32 protein-coding genes are annotated in these 21,102 nt (G+C 58.3%); 18 read left to right on the top strand and 14 right to left on the bottom strand.

The features are described from left to right. Positions 1-51: 51 nt before the first annotated feature. The 3 genes from ACM6I6_RS08230 to ACM6I6_RS08240 form a co-directional block, all read right to left on the bottom strand. Positions 52-600, bottom strand: a complete 549-nt coding sequence (locus tag ACM6I6_RS08230) for a hypothetical protein (protein ID WP_414919723.1) — start codon at positions 598-600, stop codon at positions 52-54. 394 nt (positions 601-994) lie between these two features. Further along, complete coding sequence (locus ACM6I6_RS08235; RefSeq protein ID WP_414919724.1) at positions 995-1,543, bottom strand: AAA family ATPase; 549 nt, start codon at positions 1,541-1,543, stop codon at positions 995-997. 214 nt (positions 1,544-1,757) lie between these two features. After that, positions 1,758-2,087, bottom strand: a complete 330-nt coding sequence (locus ACM6I6_RS08240; protein WP_414919725.1) for a hypothetical protein — start codon at positions 2,085-2,087, stop codon at positions 1,758-1,760. Positions 2,088-2,664: 577 nt separating this feature from the next. Between ACM6I6_RS08240 and ACM6I6_RS08245 the strand changes: the two genes are divergently transcribed. Further along, positions 2,665-3,417 (top strand): tyrosine-type recombinase/integrase, encoded by a 753-nt coding sequence (locus ACM6I6_RS08245; RefSeq protein ID WP_414919726.1) that lies wholly within the window; start codon positions 2,665-2,667, stop codon positions 3,415-3,417. 548 nt (positions 3,418-3,965) lie between these two features. Here ACM6I6_RS08245 and ACM6I6_RS08250 read toward each other — a convergent pair. The 8 genes from ACM6I6_RS08250 to ACM6I6_RS08285 form a co-directional block, all read right to left on the bottom strand. Continuing rightward, positions 3,966-4,409, bottom strand: a complete 444-nt coding sequence (locus ACM6I6_RS08250) for a DUF2528 family protein (protein ID WP_414919727.1) — start codon at positions 4,407-4,409, stop codon at positions 3,966-3,968. After that, positions 4,402-4,683: a hypothetical protein gene (locus ACM6I6_RS08255; protein ID WP_414919728.1), complete on the bottom strand. Its 282-nt coding sequence runs from the start codon at positions 4,681-4,683 to the stop codon at positions 4,402-4,404. The genes ACM6I6_RS08250 and ACM6I6_RS08255 overlap by 8 nt, the downstream gene beginning before the upstream one ends. Before the next feature lie 66 nt (positions 4,684-4,749). Then, positions 4,750-5,073, bottom strand: coding sequence for a hypothetical protein (locus tag ACM6I6_RS08260; RefSeq protein WP_414919729.1), 324 nt, complete (start codon positions 5,071-5,073; stop codon positions 4,750-4,752). A gap of 32 nt (positions 5,074-5,105) precedes the next feature. Further along, positions 5,106-7,808, bottom strand: coding sequence for a toprim domain-containing protein (locus ACM6I6_RS08265; protein WP_414919730.1), 2,703 nt, complete (start codon positions 7,806-7,808; stop codon positions 5,106-5,108). 8 nt (positions 7,809-7,816) lie between these two features. Further along, positions 7,817-8,050: a hypothetical protein gene (locus tag ACM6I6_RS08270; RefSeq protein ID WP_414919731.1), complete on the bottom strand. Its 234-nt coding sequence runs from the start codon at positions 8,048-8,050 to the stop codon at positions 7,817-7,819. Between the two features lie 73 nt (positions 8,051-8,123). Next, the gene (locus ACM6I6_RS08275) at positions 8,124-8,483 is read right to left on the bottom strand and encodes a hypothetical protein (protein WP_414919732.1); all 360 of its coding nucleotides are present in this window, start codon (positions 8,481-8,483) and stop codon (positions 8,124-8,126) included. After that, on the bottom strand, positions 8,480-8,959 hold the full coding sequence (locus ACM6I6_RS08280; RefSeq protein WP_414919733.1) for a YmfL family putative regulatory protein: 480 nt from the start codon (positions 8,957-8,959) through the stop codon (positions 8,480-8,482). The genes ACM6I6_RS08275 and ACM6I6_RS08280 overlap by 4 nt, the downstream gene beginning before the upstream one ends. Before the next feature lie 29 nt (positions 8,960-8,988). Continuing rightward, positions 8,989-9,189, bottom strand: a complete 201-nt coding sequence (locus ACM6I6_RS08285) for a DNA-binding protein (RefSeq protein WP_414919734.1) — start codon at positions 9,187-9,189, stop codon at positions 8,989-8,991. 159 nt (positions 9,190-9,348) lie between these two features. Here ACM6I6_RS08285 and ACM6I6_RS08290 point away from each other — a divergent pair, with 159 nt between their 5' ends. Then, a complete protein-coding gene (locus ACM6I6_RS08290) occupies positions 9,349-9,639 on the top strand; it encodes a helix-turn-helix domain-containing protein (protein ID WP_414919735.1) in 291 nt (96 codons plus the stop codon). Between the two features lie 101 nt (positions 9,640-9,740). Next, entirely contained in the window at positions 9,741-9,926 is a 186-nt protein-coding gene (locus ACM6I6_RS08295) for a hypothetical protein (protein ID WP_414919736.1), read from the top strand. 49 nt (positions 9,927-9,975) lie between these two features. Here ACM6I6_RS08295 and ACM6I6_RS08300 read toward each other — a convergent pair whose 3' ends face one another. From ACM6I6_RS08300 to ACM6I6_RS08310, 3 genes are all read right to left on the bottom strand, one after another. After that, positions 9,976-10,233: an ogr/Delta-like zinc finger family protein gene (locus tag ACM6I6_RS08300; RefSeq protein ID WP_323606690.1), complete on the bottom strand. Its 258-nt coding sequence runs from the start codon at positions 10,231-10,233 to the stop codon at positions 9,976-9,978. Between the two features lie 65 nt (positions 10,234-10,298). Then, the gene (locus ACM6I6_RS08305) at positions 10,299-11,177 is read right to left on the bottom strand and encodes a phage portal protein (protein WP_414919737.1); all 879 of its coding nucleotides are present in this window, start codon (positions 11,175-11,177) and stop codon (positions 10,299-10,301) included. Then, positions 11,089-13,146 carry a terminase large subunit domain-containing protein gene (locus tag ACM6I6_RS08310; RefSeq protein ID WP_414919738.1) on the bottom strand — a complete coding sequence of 686 codons (2,058 nt, stop codon included), beginning with the start codon at positions 13,144-13,146 and terminating at the stop codon, positions 11,089-11,091. Before ACM6I6_RS08310 ends, ACM6I6_RS08305 begins: the two co-directional genes overlap by 89 nt. Before the next feature lie 163 nt (positions 13,147-13,309). Here ACM6I6_RS08310 and ACM6I6_RS08315 point away from each other — a divergent pair, with 163 nt between their 5' ends. The 15 genes from ACM6I6_RS08315 (at position 13,310) to ACM6I6_RS08385 (ending at position 21,101) form a co-directional block, all read left to right on the top strand. Beyond that, positions 13,310-14,227: a GPO family capsid scaffolding protein gene (locus ACM6I6_RS08315; protein WP_414919739.1), complete on the top strand. Its 918-nt coding sequence runs from the start codon at positions 13,310-13,312 to the stop codon at positions 14,225-14,227. Position 14,228: 1 nt separating this feature from the next. Continuing rightward, complete coding sequence (locus ACM6I6_RS08320) at positions 14,229-15,248, top strand: phage major capsid protein, P2 family (RefSeq protein ID WP_414919740.1); 1,020 nt, start codon at positions 14,229-14,231, stop codon at positions 15,246-15,248. Beyond that, a complete protein-coding gene (gene gpM / locus ACM6I6_RS08325) occupies positions 15,245-15,970 on the top strand; it encodes a phage terminase small subunit (RefSeq protein WP_414919741.1) in 726 nt (241 codons plus the stop codon). Before ACM6I6_RS08320 ends, gpM begins: the two co-directional genes overlap by 4 nt. Before the next feature lie 97 nt (positions 15,971-16,067). Continuing rightward, the gene (locus ACM6I6_RS08330) at positions 16,068-16,529 is read left to right on the top strand and encodes a head completion/stabilization protein (RefSeq protein ID WP_414919742.1); all 462 of its coding nucleotides are present in this window, start codon (positions 16,068-16,070) and stop codon (positions 16,527-16,529) included. Beyond that, a complete protein-coding gene (locus tag ACM6I6_RS08335; RefSeq protein ID WP_414919743.1) occupies positions 16,526-16,972 on the top strand; it encodes a phage tail protein in 447 nt (148 codons plus the stop codon). The genes ACM6I6_RS08330 and ACM6I6_RS08335 overlap by 4 nt, the downstream gene beginning before the upstream one ends. After that, positions 16,959-17,642: a virion morphogenesis protein gene (locus ACM6I6_RS08340; RefSeq protein WP_414919744.1), complete on the top strand. Its 684-nt coding sequence runs from the start codon at positions 16,959-16,961 to the stop codon at positions 17,640-17,642. Before ACM6I6_RS08335 ends, ACM6I6_RS08340 begins: the two co-directional genes overlap by 14 nt. Before the next feature lie 11 nt (positions 17,643-17,653). Then, entirely contained in the window at positions 17,654-18,769 is a 1,116-nt protein-coding gene (locus tag ACM6I6_RS08345; RefSeq protein ID WP_414919745.1) for a DUF2586 domain-containing protein, read from the top strand. A 6-nt stretch (positions 18,770-18,775) separates the two neighbouring features. Further along, the gene (locus ACM6I6_RS08350) at positions 18,776-19,225 is read left to right on the top strand and encodes a DUF2597 family protein (RefSeq protein ID WP_414919746.1); all 450 of its coding nucleotides are present in this window, start codon (positions 18,776-18,778) and stop codon (positions 19,223-19,225) included. Then, on the top strand, positions 19,225-19,437 hold the full coding sequence (locus ACM6I6_RS08355) for a TraR/DksA family transcriptional regulator (protein ID WP_414919747.1): 213 nt from the start codon (positions 19,225-19,227) through the stop codon (positions 19,435-19,437). The genes ACM6I6_RS08350 and ACM6I6_RS08355 overlap by 1 nt, the downstream gene beginning before the upstream one ends. Next, on the top strand, positions 19,434-19,826 hold the full coding sequence (locus ACM6I6_RS08360; protein WP_414919748.1) for a D-Ala-D-Ala carboxypeptidase family metallohydrolase: 393 nt from the start codon (positions 19,434-19,436) through the stop codon (positions 19,824-19,826). Before ACM6I6_RS08355 ends, ACM6I6_RS08360 begins: the two co-directional genes overlap by 4 nt. After that, positions 19,827-20,042 carry a hypothetical protein gene (locus tag ACM6I6_RS08365; protein ID WP_414919749.1) on the top strand — a complete coding sequence of 72 codons (216 nt, stop codon included), beginning with the start codon at positions 19,827-19,829 and terminating at the stop codon, positions 20,040-20,042. Then, on the top strand, positions 20,032-20,394 hold the full coding sequence (locus ACM6I6_RS08370) for a DUF1353 domain-containing protein (protein WP_323606703.1): 363 nt from the start codon (positions 20,032-20,034) through the stop codon (positions 20,392-20,394). Before ACM6I6_RS08365 ends, ACM6I6_RS08370 begins: the two co-directional genes overlap by 11 nt. A gap of 1 nt (position 20,395) precedes the next feature. Then, on the top strand, positions 20,396-20,653 hold the full coding sequence (locus ACM6I6_RS08375; RefSeq protein ID WP_033043940.1) for a hypothetical protein: 258 nt from the start codon (positions 20,396-20,398) through the stop codon (positions 20,651-20,653). Beyond that, positions 20,650-20,937 carry a putative phage tail assembly chaperone gene (locus ACM6I6_RS08380; RefSeq protein WP_033043938.1) on the top strand — a complete coding sequence of 96 codons (288 nt, stop codon included), beginning with the start codon at positions 20,650-20,652 and terminating at the stop codon, positions 20,935-20,937. Before ACM6I6_RS08375 ends, ACM6I6_RS08380 begins: the two co-directional genes overlap by 4 nt. A gap of 20 nt (positions 20,938-20,957) precedes the next feature. Continuing rightward, positions 20,958-21,101 (top strand): DUF6890 family protein, encoded by a 144-nt coding sequence (locus tag ACM6I6_RS08385; protein ID WP_371850667.1) that lies wholly within the window; start codon positions 20,958-20,960, stop codon positions 21,099-21,101. Position 21,102 lies beyond the last annotated feature (1 nt).

Consider the following 21,102-nt stretch of genomic DNA (forward strand, 5'->3'; position numbering starts at 1 on the left):
TTAACGGTCAAGAGAAAACCACATTCAGAACTAGCGAATATTTACGCTTACTTAATCTGTCGAATCTGCAGGACGCCAGTTATTAAGTGCGTCAAGGCCGATGGCCAAGCGTTCCTCGCGTGTTTTGGACCGCAAGTCGGCACCGAACCATCTATTCACATCTACGGCCTGAAATCCCTCTGTATCCTCATGAGGCAGGTTGGCAGCTATATACCAGAGCTGGAATACCTGGGCTTCAAATGTTAGAGGCGCACCCAAGGCGGTGGCATTCATCACCGCCACAAAACCAGTAGCTTCGGTATCGGATGGGTCAAGATCGAACACACCGTCTGGATCGCTTGCGGCGTGTTTGAAGAAATTTTGGGCTGTTCTGATGATCCTGAGATATTCAGTGAGCTCCAAGCCGTTCGCCTGGTGTGCCATCTGGTCCCACGATTCCGAAGCGTTACGCTTACGCGCCAAGTCCCCAAACAGCGTTGCAGATGCTCCAAAGAGCGTATGCGTAGACACCGCATCCTGGTTGGTAAACAACATGCGTACACCCGTTGCGAGCTGTCGATGCGCTGCCTCGATCTTTGTTATCTGATGAACGACGGACATTCTGCGTGCGCTCCAAGCCTTGGGATCTACCCGAGTGTAATCGGCTGTGGGTAAATCGGGAAACGAGAGGCATAAAGAAAAAAACATCTGAAAAAGCACTTATCCCCCTCCCTCCGACGGGCCTTGCGTCCTTTTTGTGCAATTTCGAATTTAGTGCAAACGAACCTGCAGCTCAGGCGGGTCGTGGGGCTCTGCAGCGGATCGGCAATTCACAGAGTGTAAAGTTTTGAAAGGAAATGCAGCGCGGTTGCACAGCAACGCTGGGGGACGTTATGGAAGGGGAGGCGCTGCTCGCGAAAAACGCAAGCATCCCCGCGTCCCGCTAAATACCCCGGCCATAGCAATCAAGCCCGCGTTCATATCGCCAGGCGGTAAGCGTATAGCCAACACACATTCACATGACCGACGGTGTGTGGTTGAGCCCATCGACTGCATCCAGTATTTGCCGAACCCGATCTGTAACGGACATGTCCCCCTCAAGCTTTAAGACAATACAAGTAAGCACAGACATCCATTCCTGATGCCTGGTCAAGCTCCGACCAGGGGCGCTTCCCTCATCATACTGAGCTGCCCAAGCCAGAAACTCCGGCTTTACTAGACCAAAGCGTTTTATCTCTCGACGTTTTAGTCTCTCTAACCTGAGTTCAACAGGAAGATAAAGGAACACCACAAGATCAAATTCATTCTCAAGCGGTTGACCCCAGCCCATTACTGATCCGGCAACCACGGCACGGCCATGGGAGCGCATTTCTTGTAGCAAGCGCGCTCCTCGCTGGGTTTTGTCTGCCAGATGCTGATATGGCGGGTTACTCGGCAACCACAAAAAATCATCGGCTTCCAGGTGAGTTGTACTCAGCTCCTTTGCTAAAGCATCCGCCAAGGTCGTGGTGCCGGTACCTGCCGCGCCTGTTATCAAGATGTAACGTGCCGTCTCTTTTATCATTTCGCGTTCAACCGCTCTAAAACGAGTTTGCCATCTCCGATAAATTAACAGTGCCACTGATGCGGCAGTAGTCGAGCGATCTCACTCGCGCGCTGTGTTGGTAGGCGAGTAAGAACGTACTTCAGCAAAAAGGGGGGGGAGCCTGTTCGCCAAAGCCGTCAGGCCGGTTCCCCGATACACCATCAGTCATGCTCTTGCTTACGCAATCGATCAATCACTGAATGTCTTTCAAATAATCCTTAAGCGCAACGAGCGGCGCATCAAGCCCCTCCATCCCCCGAATCCCTGCAAACTCCCCCGCCAACCTCCACAACTCCCGCCCCAACGGCTTATCCACACCCCCAACCGCCTCCAGCGCCAACCCCACACACTCACCCACCTTCACCTGAATCCCCTCAACATCCCCCCGCCGCACCAGCAACTCAAACACATCCCGCTGGTAATCACCCATGACCAGGTCATCCCGCAAAATCGGGCTTGAATCTTCCGATTCGTAAGCCAGTTTCAGGGAGAAGAGGGCGACGGTTTCCAGGTGCAATTCCATGGGGGGAATCCTTGTGAAATGTTCCGGCGGTGCGGGTGGTGTGGAAGGGCAAGGGGCGAAAGCATCGCCAGCAGGCTGGCTCCCACAGGGTGTGTGGGGTGTCAGGCACATTATCGCAGGCGAAAAAAAAGGCCTTGCTAAGCAAGACCTTTCTTAATTTTGGTGCCCCGAGGGGGCAACGGTCGCTTTGCGGCGGTAACGTACCATATGCGGCAATTCCCTGCGATGCCCGGCTATGCTGGGTATTGGCGATGTCAGGTTAAGACAGTGGACGGCAGGATCGTGCATCTGCGTGTTAGCCTTTACGCCATTTTTACGCCAGGAGGGTGTGATGGCCTCGTATAGGAAACGAAGTGGTGGTTGGCGGGCCGAGGTTGCGAAGCAGGGGGTGCGTGACTCCCAAACCTTCGACACCAAGTCTGCGGCGGTGGCTTGGGCAACTGCTCGTGAAGCTGAAATCCTCATGCAAAGCGGGAAGTCCCGTACAAGCGTGTCTATGACTCTGTCGGAAGCCTTGCGCCGATACAAGCGTGATGTGTCCCCTACCAAGGCGGGACAGCGCTGGGAGGAGTTGCGGTTGGATAAGTTCGACCGGGAACTTGAGTGGGTCGGGGAACTGATGGACAGCATAACGTCGGAGCAGGTTGCTCAATGGCGTGATGCAAGACTCAAGAAGGTGAAGACCGCGACCGTCCGACGTGAAATGACACTTCTTTCATCCGTGTTTGAGCTCGCTAGACGAGAATGGAAGACGTGCATGGTCAACCCGGTACGTGATGCCAAGCGCCCGAGTAATGGGGCACCCCGCGATCGTCGTGTTGCACCAGGTGAAATCAATGCGCTGCTGAATAGGCTTGGCTTTGTCGAGGGACAGCCGCCGGTGACGCTGCTTCAAGAGTTGGCATATGCATTCCTCATCGCGATCGAGACCGCCATGAGGCAAGGGGAAATATTAGGTCTGACCGCGAAGTGGGTGAATCTGCGTGAGCGCTTCGTCCACCTGCCCATGACAAAAAACGGCACCAGTCGGAATGTCCCCCTGAGCAAGCGTGCGGGGGAGTTGTTGGAGCCGCTCTATAAAGGGAAGGGATCTGGCGATCGACTATTCAAACTAGAGTCAGCATCGGCGGACAGTATGTTCCGAAGGATTCGCGACGAGCTGGGGATTGATGGTCTGACTTTCCATGACACGCGGCATGAAGCCATTACTCGGCTTGCCCGCAAGGTTGATGTGCTCGACCTTGCACGTATCACCGGCCACAAGGATCTGAAGTCTTTGATGATTTACTACAACGCCACGGCATCAGAACTGGCGCAGCGGCTGGGATAAAAAAAGCCTGCGGAGTACGCAGGCTTGTTTCGTCACGCTGTTTGTCTCGACCGCCTTGCTACGGGCAATCTGGCGCGATGTTGGCGCAACCAGGTGATCACTTCTCCCGCAAACCATCGTTTCGCGGCCTTCGCTCCAGTGGCGCAGGGCTGCACGCTCGATGGAAAACCGGGCTGAACCACCACTCTACGTTCAACGGTGTAGGTGGATAGCTTCAGGTAAGCCGCGATGTCTTGTGAGGTCCACAGTTCGTGCTCAGCGGCGACCGCTGGGCGCTGCAACTGTCGAATTAATTCGTGTAGCGAACTGAGTAGGTCTGGCGATGCGATTGACATGTCAGCGGGCATAGCGGCGCTCCTTCGCTAATCTCGCAGCTAGTTTCTCTGCCATGAAATTGTCCCATTCCTCTGTCTTACGTTGTTGACGTAGCTTGCTGCAGGCCTGGTGTCGGCGTGTCGAACGAGCAAAGCCACAGATGTCGCACACACTGGGCAAATCAAGCCGCTTGCTGGCCATCGTTGGCCGAATTCTTTCTGATCGCGACATCGTCAGTCTTCCTTCGCGTCAGGTAGTTCAGTCAGTTCGACTTCGAAGAATCCGGGAACATCGACTTCGGCGCCGATCACCCGAATACCGCACCAGCCGTATGGCTGTTCGTCCGCCTCACAGCCACCAAAACCCTCCGTGCTGTGCAGGTCATGGGTCCAGCTCGGGCCTGGGTTAGTGCCGAACACGTTTTTGAAGGTCGGGGTAAAACCTGCTCCGCCTTGCTCGAGCATGATCCTGATCATGGTGGATCCGGCCAGTCGGATCGCCACGCGTAGGACGTCGTCGCTTTCATCCATTAGCCTGGCTTTATCATCGGAAAGGTAGTTGTTGATCATTGTTGCCCGATCAAGCGTCAAGACATCGAGATTCACCTCGAGCAACACCTCGTAGTCTTTCCAGGAGTCTTTCACTTTGTATCGCTTGAGGTTGGTTTGCTCAGACATGATTTAGCTCCTGCAGCTGGTGGACGCGGTGTTTGTGGGTGGCAAGAACTTGAGCGACAACGTGCGCTTCGGTGTCGGTCAGGTCTCCTTGGGCTTGGGCCATGGTTGCCAGTGATTCAAGGCGGATTCGGGCATCGGTGGTTTTGCGCACCTGGTACTCAAATAACGCGGTACCGACGAGGCGGATCGTTACCAGATGGCGGGTGGCTTGCGCGCTTTGTTCGGGCGATGTGGTAGCCTTCACTTCGCTGCTGAATTGGGTGTTTCCTCGCATGAAATTGCTCCTTTCAGTGGTTGGTGTCGGGGAGGTGCAACTCCTCGACATCCCTTCATTTCCGGCTTAGCCGGCGCTCTGTTCGGTCGGCAGCTTTCGCACCAGGTGCAGCACCAGGTTCTCCAGCTCCACGACTTCGTCTGTCTCTGATTGCCACTCCAAAGCGGCCTGGATCTGTTCCACGCTGCACTCCAGCACCAGAATTTCCTGCTGCCCGTCTGCCGCATGTACCTCAAGGATCTCGATCAGGCCTGCAGCGCCGTATGCTTCTGCATGTACGGTGGAATGTTTGCCTGCCGTCTCGTCAAGCCACTGCTGTAGCTCTTTCACGTGTCGCAGCTGGTTCGTTATCCCGTGAGGACCGGCCCCAGTGATGACTTGGATATGCATGGGTATTTGCTCCGCTTGTGTTGTTGGGTTGGTCAGGCCTTGAAAACCCAGCAGCGAACTGACTGGGGGATGGGATTGAGAGGGGTGCGCATCTGCAAGTTGGCCCGAACAGCGCTTTCGGTTGGGCGGCTGGCGTCGATGAACTTGTGGGTGCGACCTTCCTTCAACATCCGTCGCAGGACGCTCAAGTCTGGAATCCGCTGGCGGTGTTCCATGGCGACTTCGGCGAACTGGTTGAGGTTGATGGCGATCACCCCAGGGGTTTTGCTGTGGTTGACCAGGGGCTCGCTGCTGAGCGATTCCAGGTAGTCGTACACCTGCCAGAACTCGTTCAGCTCCTGCGGATCGGTCGTGATTGCTGATTGGCGCTCGCCGGCCATGCCGAGGATGTATTTGCGCGTGTCGCTGACCATCCGATCGGACAAGGGGAGAACCAGCTGCAGGCAATCCACCAATGCGAGCAGCATGCTGTGGTTGCGAATGACGCGGTCGGAGCCGAGCTTTTTGCTCGCCCACAATTCGGCCCGGTACTTGGGGTATACCTCGGCAAAGCGGGCCATGACCTGTTGCTCTGCCTTCATGGCCTTGACCATGAAGTGGCTCACTTCTTCAACCTCTGTCTGCACCAGGGAGTCTGCTGCTGCGCGGCTTTCCTCGGTGATGTTGGGCTTAGGGAAGTACAGCTTGGCGATACGGCTCAGGATCGCCTCGTGGCCGACCACCGGGGCGTTCTGAGCGATCACGATGGAAGCGCGAAAGGGTGGCTCATAGGTGTCGTTGCTGTTGGTTTTGATGCCACGCGTGCGCAGCAGACCGCCGCCGTAGAAGTCTTTGAACTCATCCCATTCGAATGACTTCGCGTTGTCGGCGTTGGAGTTGCGGTCAGCCTCAAGCAGCACCAGGGGGAGGTTGGCCACCTGGCCCATCGCACGGCTACGGCCAGATGTGGAACCCTTGGCAGGGTCGAAGCCTTCATACAGGCGTCCGAACAGCTTCCAGATGAACTTGATCAGGGTGGTTTTCCCTGAGTCCGGTTCGCCCGACATTTCCAGGAAGGGAAAGCTCTCGTACTCGGCGCGGATCTGCTCAGCGAACAGTGAACCGAACCAATAGGTCAGGGCCACCAAGCCTTTTTCACCAAAGCACAGCCAGAGTTTGGGTAGCCAGTCGTCGCGGTAACCCTTCGCGTCCATCGACAAATTCATCTTTACCGTTTTCATCAGGCACTTGACCCGCTTTTTGCTGAGGTCGAAGTAGTCCTCAGCGTTGGCCTTGATGACGTTGCCGCCCTGGACGGCGATGTCGTTGAAGATGTAGGCCTTGTGATCCTTGCTGTAACCGATGAAATCGATGGTCTCGACGGATTTCAGGCCTTCGGTCTGCCGAATGATGATCTGGTCCAGATGCTTTTGAGTGCCCAGCCAGGTCGCCCCGGAGTACATCAGGCGCGCCTTGAACTCGCTGCTCGAGGAGATCTGCTTTGGAGTGAAGGTGAATTTTTCCGGGGCGTTATCGCTGGGCGTGTCAACACGGAAGTAGAACCAGGCCTCACTGGTCACTTCGTTTACCTGCTTGTACAACGCTTCGAAGTTGCAATTGGTGATCAGCTTGAGTGCGCAGACCGACTCCAGCACCTTGCGCCGTGCGTCTCGCTCGCTCAGCAGCTGGTCGTCGTGGTCGTCGCTGTTAAGAATCTGGCGTTGCTCTTCCTCGAGCTTGGACAGGTCGAACTTTGCCCAGTACATCCGGTTGCCGAACTCCAGGCAGAACTCCGAAGTGGCGTCCTCCCAGGTGTACATCAGCATGGCCTTTTCGCGGGGTGAGGCTGCCAGCAGGAGATCACCTTCATGACGAGCCACCTCCAGATCCCGCTTGCGCCGCTGATCGCGCTTCTCGCCTTCTTCAAACTGCCAACGCTGGTGCAGATCATTCCAATCGACCTTGCGCCCGTCCCTTTGTGGGATCAGGGCGGCAACACATTTAAAACCCAGCTCACGCGATTGTTTGGCCCAGCGCTGCAGGTACTTGCGTGCTGTGGGCTCGTTGTCCAGCGCCCATACCAACTTGGGGAGATTGCCCTTGCGCAGCGCCACCAACTCCTCAAGAGCGTGAGCCGGATAGACATTGCTGGACATGGCCGATACAGCTGCGATGTTGTTCTGATTCAGGCTGATGGCGTCGAAAATCCCCTCGACAATCCAGAGTTCTTCAACGGTGGCCAAGTCGACGGTGGGCGGACACCACCAGTACCCTTGGGCGCTGTATTTCGGCTTGAAACGGGCCTTCATCTTGCCGAAGCGTGACGGGCGATCGATCAGGCGCTCCCAGTACCCCCCGTTGGGCAGTGCAAAGCGTACGGTGGCACTGGCTTCGTTCAGGTCCTGGTTTAAGTAGTTTTCTTGGGTGTACCAGCCAGTCATCAGGCCCGTATTCAAGCCGCGGGCGAACTCCAGGTATGCACGAGCCGTGGCAACAGGGTCGCTATCCGTCGAAGGGGCTCGCTTGCTCCAATCTTCGAACAGATCCTCGTAGAGCTCTTTGACGTGTGCAATATGGCCGCAGCGCTCGGGCCGGCCGCAGCGGATTTGCCAAGGTTTGTCGAAGCGAGCGTACAGCTCCTTTTTCCCACACGCAGGGCACTCACCGCCCCGCATGTAGTCGGTCCCGACGCGATGTTTAAGATTGAAATCGTGTTCCAACCGTTGAAGGACGCTTGCGCGGAGATCTTCTTTCATCATGACTGCTACTTCGCTGCTTTAAGGCTGAGGGACAGCGCGGCCATCAGGCGTTTTTGGGCTGCCATCGCTGGTTTTTTCTTGAGAATCGAGCTGTGCCGTTCATCCTTCGGGACGTACCGGAATTCATCTGCGTACCAGTAGTCATTCAGGCTCACCTGGTACTGCGCACGGATAGCAGTCAGCAGTGCTTCGGCCTCGATCGAGAGCAGTTCTGTCTTGATAGTTACGGCGTTTCCCATAGTGAAACCTCGGTATTGGGCAAAGCTCACCCAAACCCACGGCTAGTAGGCTCAGGACATTGGTAATGAGGTGTTAGGTAGCGGGGGTGAGGCGTGTGCCGCGACCGGCAGCAATCAGGTGTTCGTAGATCAAGTAAGCGGGCAGTGACCAGGTGCAACCACGAATGGGGTCAGTAATCACGATGTGGTGGTCACTGCTCGCCTGCAGGTCGATCCGTTGACGTGTGTTGATCGACATAAGGTCGGTGTAGGCGTGGTGCACCAGGTGCGTAGCAAGAGCCTCTTTTACTTCGAGGCTTTCGACCAGGTGATTGATTGTCCGGGAAAGGAACTGACCCAAATCGCCCAGGTGTTCGCCCTGGTGGCGTTCGAGGAACGCCAGCGCGGCAGCACGAATAGTTTCCTGATAATCCATATCTGCGACGTTATTCATTGAGCACCCCCTGATTTGTTGCGGTACAAGTCGATCGCTGCCAGCACTTCTGCGTGACGTGCTGCCATATGCAGGTTGTGGGCATTGAGTATGTGTTCCGCTTCGATTTCGGAAATGCAGCCGTCCGCCAACGCCTTTGCAATTTCTTGATCAACACACCCGCGCTTGGCTGCGACGTTTACCGAGAGGGTGTACATCTCCACGTTGTCCAGGCTCTCAGGGTCTGCCACCGGCACGAACAAACCGCCATACATTGACGCGATGTAGGTGGGAAGATGTTGAGTGCCAGTTTCCTGCTCCAGTTGGTAGAGCTGGGCATCTGATAACGGGCGACTGTTGTTGTTTTCGTAAGCGTGGTTGTCGAATTTTTTAAGCGCCAAACCAATACGCGCTGCAGCGCATTCCCGGCCACCTGGGTAACTACAGATAATGGCGCTGACAACTTCCCGGCGAGTCTTTAGAACTGAACTTTTCATGTTCTGTTTTTCCCTGTGGCTTCGTGCCATTACTCTTCAATAACGCCGTCTTTGATACCGAGCAACACGGCGGCGCGATGTGCCTCCCCTCGGCGACCTTTTCGACGACCATTGAGAAGGTCGCTGACCAAATTCTTGTTCAGATCATGAAGCCGACAAAATTCCGCAATGCTCATCCCCTTTCGATCAAGCGCTGCGCGGGCTTGCTCCGGCGTAACTGGCACGGGCATAGTGTGTTGCCTCCTGTTGATACGGGTTGTTTTGTGTTCATTGGTGGTGATTATGCACGTTATTTTGGTCTTGTACAGGGTGAGTGCTTGAAAAATTGTGCGTCTGAATCCGTATCAGAGAGATCGGTTGGGGATCGCTTACGTGACGAACGAGTCAGGTTGGGTCTCAATCAAGAGGATTTGGCCCAAGCGGGAGCGGTGAACCGCAATACTCAAGGCAGCTATGAGCGTGGCGCCAGGCACCCTGATACGGCCTATTTGAGGGCTATCGCAGGGCTGGGAGTGGATATTGTTTATGTGCTTACTGGGCAAAAAGCACTGGGGGAAGGTTTGAATGCGACGGAGGCTCGAATTATTGAGCAATTCAGAAGCATCACTCCATTCGACCAGGAAGCGATCACTCGTTTCCTGCAAGCCATGGCGGACGATGCTGCCCGACAGTCGAAGTAACATGTAACAACGCGTGTTCGACATTCGTCGCCCCTTTGTACTAAAGCGAGGTCCAGCCCCGTCAACTTCGGTTCAGCAATGCACTTTAAGGAGTAGTACGCATGTTGGATCGCAAGAAGAACGACCTTGGCAATACAGGAACTACCGAGTTCGAATGGTCTGGACTGACCAAAATTGAACGGCGCCTTATCGACCTATACCGTCGACTGAGTGAGCAGGAACAACTTCAATTGCGTCGTGTTTCCGAGGTCTTGGCTACCAAGCCGGAGGAGACTCCCGTCAGCTGATAGCCAAGCCATGTAATCGGTCGCCGGCACTTTGGGTCGGCGATTTGCATTACGCCACTGCCTGTGATCCCAACTGATCAAATAGCTCTCGCTGTTTAGCCCTGGGCAGATCCCTCAAACGATCAAACAACATCCTTTCGAATGACTGAGCTGATGGGCTCAACGTGTGTGAAAACGTTAGGTTCGCAACCCATGTGTGCCCGCACTTTGCGTTCAGGCACTGGCAATACAGCTTCGCGAAATCCACCGAAAGCTCCTCTCTCGAAGCGATCCGACCTTTGTGTCCGCATTTGCATACAACTCGCATTGTGTCCCTCCCCAGGGCATCCAATCGCCACTATATTGCCACAATATGTAGTGGCAATCTCTTAGCTATGCACTCGATGTAGTGGAATCAGCTGCCTTGGGCGGTTCTCTCCAGGTGAATCGCCTGTCGCCCCGTAATGCGTCGTTCAATTGATTGAACAGCTGACAGATGGGTCTGATCTCGTTACTGGTATACACGCGATCGATCTTTTCGATATCGCCAAAGCCAGCGTTGTTTTCCGGGATGATGCCGGCCAGTGCCGGGTTCATTCGCCATGCAGCGATCACGTCATTGCGCGTGATGTTCTTCACCTTCTCCAGTTCGTCCTTGGCTTGGAAATCCCCCACGGGGATGATCTGAATGGCGTTCTCTTTGCCGTTCGGGATGTTGACGAACATCGAGCGAAAGTTGCCCACACCCTTGCTGGCGCTGATCTGGGCGCGCAGGTTCTCCTCGTCCTCTTCGGTCAGGTCGGGATCGTTGGTGTAGAAGATGTAACCGGCGTGCGCACCGTTGCTGTAGTAGCGCCGGCGAAACAATGTCGCGGCTTCGTTGAGCAACAGCGCCTGCAGGCCGCCCAGATAGTCCGGAATGCCGTAGATGGTTTGCTCGACGTCGTAGTCCATGACGTGTTCGATCTCCTCCTGGTCGAAGTCCATAAATTTGTTATCCGGGAGCAGCATCCGGAAGCCACCGTCTACTTTCACCCGCATGTTGATGGCCGGCAGGTGCTGCAGCTCCAGGACCTGGCCGAAGGCGTTGATGTCGCGATAGAAGAACGCATCGCCGAATACCATGTAGTCCAGACCCGCGCAGCCCATTGTTCGGGCGCTGCAGCCGTCGGAGGGGATGAACTCACGCAGCAACAGGTTGCGTTTGAACTTCGGAATTGCGCCGTGGTGCGCATTGGCGCGCAGCAGCTTGGCCAGGCCGGTACGCGACACTGGTGGCTTGTAGATCTCGCCGTCGTCGCTGGGAAACACCCCTACGTACTCGCCGATGTTTCCCGACAACACTTGTTCGGGTTCCCCGAACGTGAACGCCCGCATGGGCTGTGGCTGTCGCACCTGCTGGCTGACCTGGCGTTTTTTGTGTCGAGGATTGGGCATTGTTTCCACTCGTGACGTAGCGGCTACGGCGCCGCTTGTTGGTGTTCAAGGGTTCGTTGGCCAGGGCGTGCATGACCGCCCAGGCGATGTCAGCGTGGCCGGTGGCGTCGGTGCGCGAAGCGCTATAGGTGACCTGACCACTGTTGGTGGTACCGCGCTTGATGGTCAGGAACGCCTGGGCGATATCGGTCCAGCCCGCATCCCACTCGATGCGACTGCCTTGGATCGTGTCCTGGGCCTTGAGCACCAGGGCGTTTTTCGCTTCCAGGCTGTAGTGGATCGGGGTGGCTTTCGCGTAGAAGTCGCGCACCAGGTCGAACACGCCGTAACCCACACCGGTGACATCGATGCCGATGTGCTGGACGTTGAAACGCTCGGTGAGCTTCTTGACCTGGGCGGCCTGGTAGGTGAACGAATGTCCCCGCCAGCTGTGTTTCTCCAGAATCCGGAACTTCGCCCCGGGTTCGAGTGGTGGTGCAATGACCACGCAGGTAGCGTCGTCGCGGGTGCGGCTTGGATCGTAGCCAAGCCAGACGGGGCTGTTGCCAAATGGCCGGTCGTCGTCGGGCTTGTAGTCCTCCCACAGCGATAGATCGGAGTAGCAACGCTCCAGGTCTTTGAGACCGAACGCGCTTTGCGTGCTGTCGATGAACTTGCAGTAGAACAACTGCTGAAACTTGTCCTCGTCGTACTCCAGCTGCAGCTGCTGGAGGTCGAACAGATCGCAGCCGCCATCGATCGCGTCCTGGATGGTGATGGTCTTGCGCCACTGACCATCCGGACACAGCGCGCCCTGGGTATATGTCGACTCCACCGGCCAAGTGCCTCCGGCTTTCTTGCCGCGCTTGCTGTTGCGAAACTCCTCGCCGGACCAGAATGGATAGGCCTGGTGCGATACGGCGCTGGGCGTCGAGAAATAGGTTTTTCGCCACTTCTTGTGAGTTCCCATGGCGCTGGCCACAGTGCTCAATTTCTCGAAGTCGCGGATCCAGAAATATTCGTCGACGTAGACGTGCCCGTGGTAGCCCTGGGCGGTGCTGCTGTTGGTGCTGAGGAAGCGCAGTTCGGCGCCATTGCTCAGGGTGATGGGGTTGCCGGTCAGCTCGATGCCGAACCATTGCTGGGCGAACTGGATGATGTAGCTGCGGAAGATCTCCGACTGCGATCGGCTGGCCGACAGGAACACCTGGTTGTCGCCGCTTAACACGGCGTCCATGAACGCTTCGCCGGCGAAGTAGTAGGTCAGGCCCACCTGGCGGCTTTTGAGGATGTTCCGGATCCGGCATGTCAGCGGGTTTTGCTTAGCCGCGAACAGCTCCTGCTGATAGCGGTACATCTTGCTGATGAACTTATCCAAGAAGTCGACTTCAGTCAGGCCGCTGATGTCGTTCTTGGCCTTCTTCTCTTTTTTCTTGCCTCCACCTTCACCGCGCGTGGGCCGGTCACCTCGCGAGCGTTGACGTGGCTCCGAGGGCTCGACTTGGTCGTCACCGGGCGTTGCCTCCGCCGGCGCAGGTTTGGCCGCTTGCTTGAGCAACCGTTCGCGCACGGCGGTCAGCCGGTCCAGTTCGTTCAGATCGTCCTTGGACAGGCTGCCGACTTTGTCCAGGAGCAGGGTGATACGCCGACCGACAGCGGTCAGCGGTTCTTCGTCCGAGAGCATGTCTTCCCAGCCACCCTGCCGGATCCAGTAGTAGACGATTCGGATGTTGGGCAGGTTGAGTTGCGCCTGAATTTCCTTGGCCTTACAGCGGCGCAGAAACAGGCGTTTGGCGGCTTCTTTAACTTCGGTCGAATAGTACATGGGCCGCAGTCTATGCGGCGAAAACGCTAGAAACGTGGGGTTAAAATCCGCGTTCGACCTATATCCGCGAAATAGGACCAACGCAAAAGTGAACCGTTTGTTTGGTGGTCTGGCGGTGCATATCTTGGCGACTCAAATCACCGATTGAGCGCAGTTTTCGCCCATGCCCCGTTCCCTTGTTTCGTACTGGAAACGTGTCGCCACCAGCGGCACCACCGCCGATGGTCGCGAGATCCTTCCCCAGGAACTGCGCGACATCGCTGAAACCTACAAGCCGGCCAAATACACGGCTGTGATTTGGTGTGACCACGAACGTTGGCCTGGCTCCCACGGCACCGTATTCGCCGTGCGGCTGGTGGAGGAGGGCGACGACCTCGAAGAGGGACAAATTGCCCTGGAAGCCCAGCTCAAACCGAACGATCGGCTGCTGTACCTGAATGATCAGGGCCAGAAGTTGTTCTCCAGCATCGAGATCACCCCCAACTTCGCTGGCAGTGGCAAAGCCTACCTGACCGGCCTGGGTGTGACCGATGAGCCCGCCAGCCTGGGCACCCAGGAACTGTACTTTTCGAGGAAAACCCACAAAGACGCCTTTTACGCCGCGCCCGTTGAACTGGGCTCCTTCGAAGAGGAACCCCAGGGTGAAGTCGGCAAGCTGATCGGCTTGCTTACCGGCTTTTTCAAGCGCTTTGCAGCGGGCACCGAGCCCGCCGAACCCACCACCCCAACCGAGAGCAAACCCCCAATGGATGAAGCTACCGCAACGGCCTTAAAAGCCCTGCTGGCACAGCTACTGGTTGTCGCTGCCGGCATTCAGGCTGTGATTGAGCCTGCAGCTGAAGAGGCACCCGAACCCGACCAAGCGCCGATCGACGACGTCACTGCGGCCGTAGACGAGATCGTCACGACTGCGGAAGAAGAGCGCGAGTTCAGTCGCAACGGCGGCGCGTCGAACAAAGCCGTCCTGGCCGCACTGACTGGTCTGCAAAAGCAGTTCACCGCGCTGCAAAACACGCCCACCGGTCGCCAGTTGCCACGCAACCCTGGCCCGGTAGCCACTACCAAGAAGCGGGTGCTCTGACATGGCCCAGCCACTAAGCGCCAATGGCGCCAAGCAATTTTCCGCACTGCAGCTGGCAATGGCTGAGTCCTACGGCGTCGAGCGCGCCAGTCGGATGTTCAGTGTGGAACCTACTATCGCCCAAGAGCTGAACGACGCGATTACCGCAAAGGCTGACTTCCTTGAGCGTATCAACGTCATCCCGGTCAGCGAGATCAAGGGCGAGAAAGTGTTCATCGGTGTCAACGGTCCGGTCACTGGCCGAGCCAACACCAAGACCACCGACCGCGTGGCCAAGGACGCATCGGCACTGGAAAACACCACTTACGAGCTGGCTGATACCCAGTCCGATGTGGGACTTCCCTACGCCAAGATCGATGCCTGGGCGAAATTCCCGGACTTCCAGGATCGCTATTCCGCGGCTGTGCAGAAGCGTATTGCCCAGGACCGGATTGTCATTGGCTTCCACGGCACCAGTGCGGCAACTCAGACCGATCTGGCGGCGAATCCGAAGCTGCAGGACGTGAACAAGGGCTGGTTGCAGCAGCTGCGTGAGCAAGCCCCTCAACAGGTTCTCAAAGAAGGCGCCACCGCTGGCAAGGTCACGCTGGGTGCCGGTGGCGACTATGCCAACCTCGATGCCCTGGTGCACGACACCAAGCAGATGGTCGACGAGATTCTGCGCGAAGACGGTGACCTGATCGCGATCATCGGCACTGATCTTTTGGCGGCTGACAAGGCCAAGCTGTACACCAAACAGGGTGATACCCCATCCGAGAAAGAGCGTATCGAGAACGCCCAGGTCATCTCGACTTATGGTGGTCTGCCAGCGTTCAGCGTGCCGAACTTCCCGGTCAATGCGGTGCTGGTCACCAGCTGGGACAACCTGTCGATCTACTACCAGGACTCCAGCTGGCGTAAGCAGACGGTCGATAACCCGAAACGCTCCCGCGTAGAGGACTACAACAGCCGCAACGAAGGTTATGTGATCGAGCAGCTGGAGAAGATCGCTCTAACCGAGAACGTGGAGCTGGTTGCGTGAGCCTGGCCTTGGCGCACAAGCGCCGCACCCTGGCCTTGGGTGTAACCGCTGTTGCTGCAGCCCTATCGGGTTCGGCGATGGCGTACTCCCCGGCTGAAGCGCTCAGCAGTCCGGCCAATGCCCGCAAGCATCTGCTGCTGCAGGAAGCGGCATTGGACCAGGATCTGGAGCGCCTGAGCGCAATGAAAGGAGCGCTGGCCGGTCGCCAGTTGCTCAAGCGTGACGAGCTGCTGCCCAAGTACCAGGACTACATCCAGCGCTACATCGAGTCGGGCCTGAACTTCCCGAATCGCATCCTGGTGCAGGTGATGATCTGGCTGTTCGACACTGCTCAGTTCGACGACGCCCTGGAGCTGGCCGACTTTGCGATCGAGCAAGGCCAGCAGATGCCCGAGCGCTTCAAGCGCCGCGACATCCAGACCTTTGTCGCGGACACGGTGATCGACTGGGCATACGACGAATACAACGCCGGGCGCAGCCCAGAGCCCTATCTGTCCGACCTGCTGCCTCGCGTCGATGGTGAATGGGACCTGACGGAACAGATTCCGAGCAAGTACCACAAGTTGATCGGCATGCGCGCCATGGAGGCCGAGCAGTGGGACATCGCGCTCAAGCATCTGGAGCGCTCCACCGAGCTGTATTCGAAGGCGGGCAATGAAACCCGCATCGGCAAATGCCGCAAGGCCCTAGCAAAACACCAGGCCGCACCGGCTTCCCAATAACCGACTACCCCCCCAGCGGGGACCTGTGGAAGTGAGCCGCCCATTTATGGACCGTCCCACTGAAAACAGGCTCCCCGCCCTATTTGAGCGGCCAGCAATGAGTTTTTCCGGGAAACCCACCACCTTTGTGGAGCAAGCGATCGAGAACGACGGCTTCTGGCCGAACCTCTCCGTGGCTGAGTTCCAGAAGGGTTACCGCCTGCCGGCGGAGTACCTGGTAGACATGCTGGCCACTGATTTGACCACGGCGATGGCCGAGGTCAATCGCGATCTGGCCAAGCTAAAAGGTCAATGGCAGAACGTAGGCGTGTCCTCCGTGGAATCTGCTGACCCTACGGTGCTGCCGGAGCGCACATTTCAAGCAGCGACGTACAAACGCGCCGTGTATTGCCGCGCCAAGGCCAGCTTGCTGACTCAGTTCGCCACCGTGACCCGCCGTGAAAGTGCGGAGAACACCGGCAAAGAACTGCCTGAGCGTGGTGAAACCTTCCTGGAGTTCAGCCAGCAGGCCGTTCGCTCGCTGCAGGGCCGTGGCCGCGTTACGGCGGTACTCCTGTGATCAAACTCCGCGCCCTCACCGCGTACCTGCTCGAGCGCCAACTGGTGCTGCCGGAGCAGCTCGACAGCTGGACCGACCAGGTGAACCTCGAGCTGATCTGGAAACCCGACATCGGCGGCATGCGCATGGGTGACATGCGTTACAGCGCCACGATCGCCTTGGAGCGTTTCGCCGATCACCCCGGACGCCTGATGGCGTTGGTGGGCAGCTGGCTGGAGAGCAACGACCAGGACCGCGACGAACTGCCGGTGCCGAAGTTCGACATCACCATGCTCGACGACGACCTGGCTGACGTAGACATCGCCCTGGAGTTCAACGAGCCGCAATACCTGGCCGAGGATCCCGCCGGCGAGATCGAGGCGTTCGGTAAGACCTGGGCATTTGTCCCGTTTGATCTGTGGATTGCCGAACACGGCGAGGTATCGAGCCTTGGCCGGTCGTAGCACCTTCGAGCTCGACGCCCGGGGCTATCTGGGCGTGCGCGAGCAGCTGGCGTTGCTCAGCCTGCCGCCACAGCTGCGCCGACGCCTGCTGAACAACGTTACCAAGCGCGTGCGGACGATGAGCCGCAAGCGTGTGCGCGATCAGCAGAACCTCGACGGCACCCCGTTCGAAGCGCGCAAAGGCACCGGCAAGGGCAAAAAGAAGATGGAAGCGGGGCTGGCCAAGCTGATGTTGGTCACCCGCGTGAGTCCCGATAAAGCCGAGCTGGGCTGGCGGAATGCCCTGACCAGTTGGGTCGCGGCGCAGCAGCACAACGGCGTCAGCGAGCGCCGCACTGCCGCCCAGATGAAGCGCTGGAACAACGTTCCCGCCGGACTGGCAGCCACGGAAAAGCAAGCCAAGCGCCTGCGCCGGCTGGGCTTCAGGGTCCGGCAAGAGGGCAAGAAATCCCTGTCCAGGCCATCAGTGGCCTGGATTCAAGAACATGTGAACTACGCCAAGGCCGGGTTGCTGATCCGCATCCTGGACGACGAGAAAACCGAGAGCAGCGGCGCGCAGAGCTGGGAAATCACCTTGCCCAAGCGCCAGTTCATCGGCGTCAGCACCGAACGAGACACCGGCTTGCTGCTGAACCAGGTGCTCCAACAAATCCTTAATTCACCCCGCTAGCGAGGCACTGCATGGCACTCGGCAAAGTCAGCGTAAACAATCTCAATCTGGGCCAGGGTGCCGTGACTGAGATCGAGCGCTATTTCCTTTTTATCGGCGTCGGTGCGAAGAGCGTCGGCCAGCTGATCCCCTTGAACACCGACAGCGACCTGGACAGCGCCCTGGGCATTCCCGCCAGTGACCTGAAAACCCAGATTACTGCCGCCAAACTGAACGGCGGCGATCGCTGGGCGTGCCTGGCTGCGCCGATCGCGGCAGACGATGATTGGTCCGACGCACTGGAATACGCCCAACAGCAGGGTTTTTCGGTGGAGGCCGTGGTCATCACCAAGCCGGTGACCACTGCAGCGCAGCTGTCGGCCATGCATGACGCCGCCATCGCGTTGAACAACGTCTACGGCCGTCGGGCTTTTGTGATGGCTGCGAGCGCGGGCATCACCGTGCTGCAGACCTGGGACCAATACCTGATTGCGCAGCGGGCCATCACCGCAAACCTTGCCGCGCCGCGTGTCCTGGTCGTGCCGCAATTGCACGGCAACGACCTGGGCGTGCTGGCGGGTCGTTTGGCCAACGCGGCGGTGAGCATTGCCGACAGCCCTATGCGTGTGGCATCCGGGGCCGTGCTGGGCTTGGGCGCGATTCCTGCCGACGTTGATGGCGTACCGCTGCCATCAGCGATCCGTGCCGAACTGGATAAGGCGCGGTTCTCCGTGTCGCAGACCTATCCCGATTACCCGGGCGTGTTCTGGGGCGACGGCAACATGCTCGATGCGCCGGCGAGTGACTTCCAGGTGGTTGAGTACCTGCGTTTGGCTGACAAGGCCGCTCGGCAGGTGCGCCCGCTGCTGATCCGCCGCGTGGCCGATCGCCGATTGAACAACACCCCCAACAGCATGGCCGCCGCCATCAGTGCGCTGATGAAGCCCCTGCGCCAGATGGCCAAGTCCGTCACGTTCGCCGGCCAGGTGTTCCCTGGTGAGATCGAGGCGCCCAAGGACGGCGACATCGTCCTGGTGTGGCTCAGCAAAACCAAGGTCGAGGTTTACATCAAGATCCGGCCGCTCAACTGCCCGAAGGACCTGACGGCGAACATCGCCCTCGACCTTTCCAACGACGATTCGGAGTAACACCCTATGTCACGTATTGGCGGCAAGAACTTCGACGTGAACCTGGGCGATCTGCTGGTCCACGTCGAAAGCTGCACCCTGGACATCACGGACAACACTGCCGTGGCGCAAAGCCGGGGCGTACCCGACGGCCACGTCGATGGCGACGTGGCAGCCAGCGGGGAAATGGAGTTCGACACCAGCAACTTCAACTTGCTGATCGAGGCCGCACGCACCGCCGGCAGTTTCCGCGAGCTTGAGCCCTTCGACTCAGTGTTCTTCGCCAAGGCCGGCGATGAGGAACTGCGCGTTGAGGCCTTCGGTTGCAAATTGAAGGTTTCCAGCCTGCTCAGCATCGACCCGAAAGGCGGGGAGAAGTCCAAGCACAAGGTCCCGTTTGACGTCACCAGCCCGGACTTCATTCGCATCAACGGCGTGCCTTATCTGGCTGCAGCAGAGATCGAGGGCCTGCGCTGATGGTCTGCCCGTTCGATCGTGCCCAGGCGCTGGAACAACGCCAGCGTGAACAGGCGATCACCGCCCAACTCGCCACGGCGCGTCCGATCGGGCCGAGCCGCAGCCATTGCCTGGACTGTGACGAGCCGATCCCTGAGAAGCGCCAGGCGCTGGGCGGCATCACTCGCTGCACACCGTGCCAATCCCTTTTCGAGCAAGGAAAACGCCGATGAGCCCTATCACCTGGCCGCACTTCGCCGCGGCTGAATTGCGCTGCAAATGTGGCAAGTGCAACAGCACCGGCGCCGAGATGGATCCCGCGTTTATGGCCGAGCTGGTGACCCTGCGTCAGCAGTTTGGCCGGCCCATGGCCCTGAGCAGCGCTTACCGGTGCCCGAAACATCCGGTGGAGGTGAACAAGCCTGCACCAGGTGAGCACTGCACCGGTCTGGCGGTTGATGTGCGCTGTCGCGGCGAAGACGCGGTGGAGATCCTGCGCCTGGCCATGAACCTGAAGTTCACCCGCTTCGGCATCAGCCAGCGCGGCAACTCTCGATTCCTGCACCTGGGCATGGCCCCGGCCGGTGGCCGATTCCCCAGCCCTGCGATCTGGAGCTACTGAATGACCCGCCTGTTGATGATTGCCGTGTTCACCGTCGTCGCCCTGGTCGGCTGCGCCTTCAGTGACACCCACGCGGTGGTGGCGCGCAGCGCTTCCACGTTGGTGGCGTTGTATTGCAAGGCGCCGGAGACCGGGCGCGTGCTGCTGCGCGCCCAAATCGCCAGCGACACGGCCCCGAACACAATTCGTGTGGAGTGCGCCGCCGATGGCCTTTAGGAGCGAGCTGGTCGTGAAGGCCGTGAAGGGCACCAAGCAATGGCAGCTGATCAGGCCGCTGTTTTACCTGACGGCCAGCAACAAGCTGGTGACGGTACCCAAGTGCTACCGCACCGACCTGGCCAGCGTGCCCCGGCCGGTTTGGTGGTTGATCCCGCGTGACGACGAGTGCGCCCGTCGCCCGTCGGTGGTGCACGACTTCATTTACACCCACGGCACCTTGTCCTTCACCAAGGCCGAGGCTGACCAGGTCTTTTATGACGCCTTGCTCGAGGAGGGCATGCCCAAGCCTCTGGCGTGGCTGATGTACGCCGCCGTCCGGATTGGCGGGCGTGGCAACTGGAGCGCGTGAAATGGAGCTTTCAGCCATGGCCGTGAGCGTACTGCTGATGCTGACTGAACTGGTTTTGACCGGTGTGGTGGGCTTTCAGATGTACCTCTTCAAACAGATCAGCGCGGCCCGTCGTGAGCACCTGGAGTTTCGCATCGAGGTCGCCGAGCGATACGTGCGGGCCGAGCACATCGACAAGGCCATGGAAAAGCTGGAAGACCGGCTGGAACAACGCCTGCAGCACCTTTTTAACCAACCCCCACAACGGAAAAGAACATGAGCGAAAAACGCGATATCACCCTGGAAGTCGGCGCCCAAGAATTCACCTTCACCCTGACGCCCCAGGACGTGACCAAGTACTTCAACGCCGTGACCGCCAACAACAAGGTGGCGCCATCCCACAACCTGCTGAGCAACACCGTCGTGGCCGAGCAGCGCGCCGATCTGCGCACGTTGTTGGCCAACCCGGTGATGACCATGCAGATCGCCGGTGCCCTGCTCGAGGAGTACGCGCCGGACGTTGAGATCATCGTAAAAAAGCACTCGACCACGCTGAGCGCCTGAGCGAGGACGGACTAGGTCAGCTGCTGGCCTTGTCCAGTCGCTGGCTACCTGGTCAGGAGCCCACACCCGAAGTGATGGGCACGGCCAAGTGGCTGGAAGACGAACACTGGAAACGCATGGAAATCGCCGTGGCTAACGGCATCGCCCATGCTCTGAACGGATAAA

It is taken from the genome of Pseudomonas sp. IT-P218, assembly GCF_949767605.1.
GTDB lineage: Bacteria > Pseudomonadota > Gammaproteobacteria > Pseudomonadales > Pseudomonadaceae > Aquipseudomonas > Aquipseudomonas putida_AE.

Bases quoted from the DNA above. Each gene is read 5' to 3' on its own strand.
- ACM6I6_RS08360 (WP_414919748.1), top strand. From the start codon at position 19,434: ATGAGCCCTATCACCTGGCCGCACTTCGCCGCGGCTGAATTGCGCTGC.
- ACM6I6_RS08380 (WP_033043938.1), top strand. From the start codon at position 20,650: ATGAGCGAAAAACGCGATATCACCCTGGAAGTCGGCGCCCAAGAATTC.
- ACM6I6_RS08370 (WP_323606703.1), top strand. From the start codon at position 20,032: ATGGCCTTTAGGAGCGAGCTGGTCGTGAAGGCCGTGAAGGGCACCAAG.
- ACM6I6_RS08365 (WP_414919749.1), top strand. From the start codon at position 19,827: ATGACCCGCCTGTTGATGATTGCCGTGTTCACCGTCGTCGCCCTGGTC.
- ACM6I6_RS08330 (WP_414919742.1), top strand. From the start codon at position 16,068: ATGAGTTTTTCCGGGAAACCCACCACCTTTGTGGAGCAAGCGATCGAG.
- ACM6I6_RS08355 (WP_414919747.1), top strand. From the start codon at position 19,225: ATGGTCTGCCCGTTCGATCGTGCCCAGGCGCTGGAACAACGCCAGCGT.
- ACM6I6_RS08345 (WP_414919745.1), top strand. From the start codon at position 17,654: ATGGCACTCGGCAAAGTCAGCGTAAACAATCTCAATCTGGGCCAGGGT.
- ACM6I6_RS08280 (WP_414919733.1), bottom strand. From the start codon at position 8,959: ATGAAAAGTTCAGTTCTAAAGACTCGCCGGGAAGTTGTCAGCGCCATT.
- ACM6I6_RS08230 (WP_414919723.1), bottom strand. From the start codon at position 600: ATGTCCGTCGTTCATCAGATAACAAAGATCGAGGCAGCGCATCGACAG.
- ACM6I6_RS08300 (WP_323606690.1), bottom strand. From the start codon at position 10,233: ATGCGAGTTGTATGCAAATGCGGACACAAAGGTCGGATCGCTTCGAGA.
- ACM6I6_RS08240 (WP_414919725.1), bottom strand. From the start codon at position 2,087: ATGGAATTGCACCTGGAAACCGTCGCCCTCTTCTCCCTGAAACTGGCT.
- ACM6I6_RS08270 (WP_414919731.1), bottom strand. From the start codon at position 8,050: ATGGGAAACGCCGTAACTATCAAGACAGAACTGCTCTCGATCGAGGCC.
- ACM6I6_RS08315 (WP_414919739.1), top strand. From the start codon at position 13,310: ATGCCCCGTTCCCTTGTTTCGTACTGGAAACGTGTCGCCACCAGCGGC.
- ACM6I6_RS08310 (WP_414919738.1), bottom strand. From the start codon at position 13,146: ATGTACTATTCGACCGAAGTTAAAGAAGCCGCCAAACGCCTGTTTCTG.
- ACM6I6_RS08320 (WP_414919740.1), top strand. From the start codon at position 14,229: ATGGCCCAGCCACTAAGCGCCAATGGCGCCAAGCAATTTTCCGCACTG.
- ACM6I6_RS08375 (WP_033043940.1), top strand. From the start codon at position 20,396: ATGGAGCTTTCAGCCATGGCCGTGAGCGTACTGCTGATGCTGACTGAA.
- ACM6I6_RS08265 (WP_414919730.1), bottom strand. From the start codon at position 7,808: ATGAAAGAAGATCTCCGCGCAAGCGTCCTTCAACGGTTGGAACACGAT.
- ACM6I6_RS08350 (WP_414919746.1), top strand. From the start codon at position 18,776: ATGTCACGTATTGGCGGCAAGAACTTCGACGTGAACCTGGGCGATCTG.
- ACM6I6_RS08285 (WP_414919734.1), bottom strand. From the start codon at position 9,189: ATGCCCGTGCCAGTTACGCCGGAGCAAGCCCGCGCAGCGCTTGATCGA.
- ACM6I6_RS08255 (WP_414919728.1), bottom strand. From the start codon at position 4,683: ATGCGAGGAAACACCCAATTCAGCAGCGAAGTGAAGGCTACCACATCG.
- ACM6I6_RS08260 (WP_414919729.1), bottom strand. From the start codon at position 5,073: ATGCATATCCAAGTCATCACTGGGGCCGGTCCTCACGGGATAACGAAC.
- ACM6I6_RS08235 (WP_414919724.1), bottom strand. From the start codon at position 1,543: ATGATAAAAGAGACGGCACGTTACATCTTGATAACAGGCGCGGCAGGT.
- ACM6I6_RS08250 (WP_414919727.1), bottom strand. From the start codon at position 4,409: ATGTCTGAGCAAACCAACCTCAAGCGATACAAAGTGAAAGACTCCTGG.
- ACM6I6_RS08295 (WP_414919736.1), top strand. From the start codon at position 9,741: ATGTTGGATCGCAAGAAGAACGACCTTGGCAATACAGGAACTACCGAG.
- ACM6I6_RS08275 (WP_414919732.1), bottom strand. From the start codon at position 8,483: ATGAATAACGTCGCAGATATGGATTATCAGGAAACTATTCGTGCTGCC.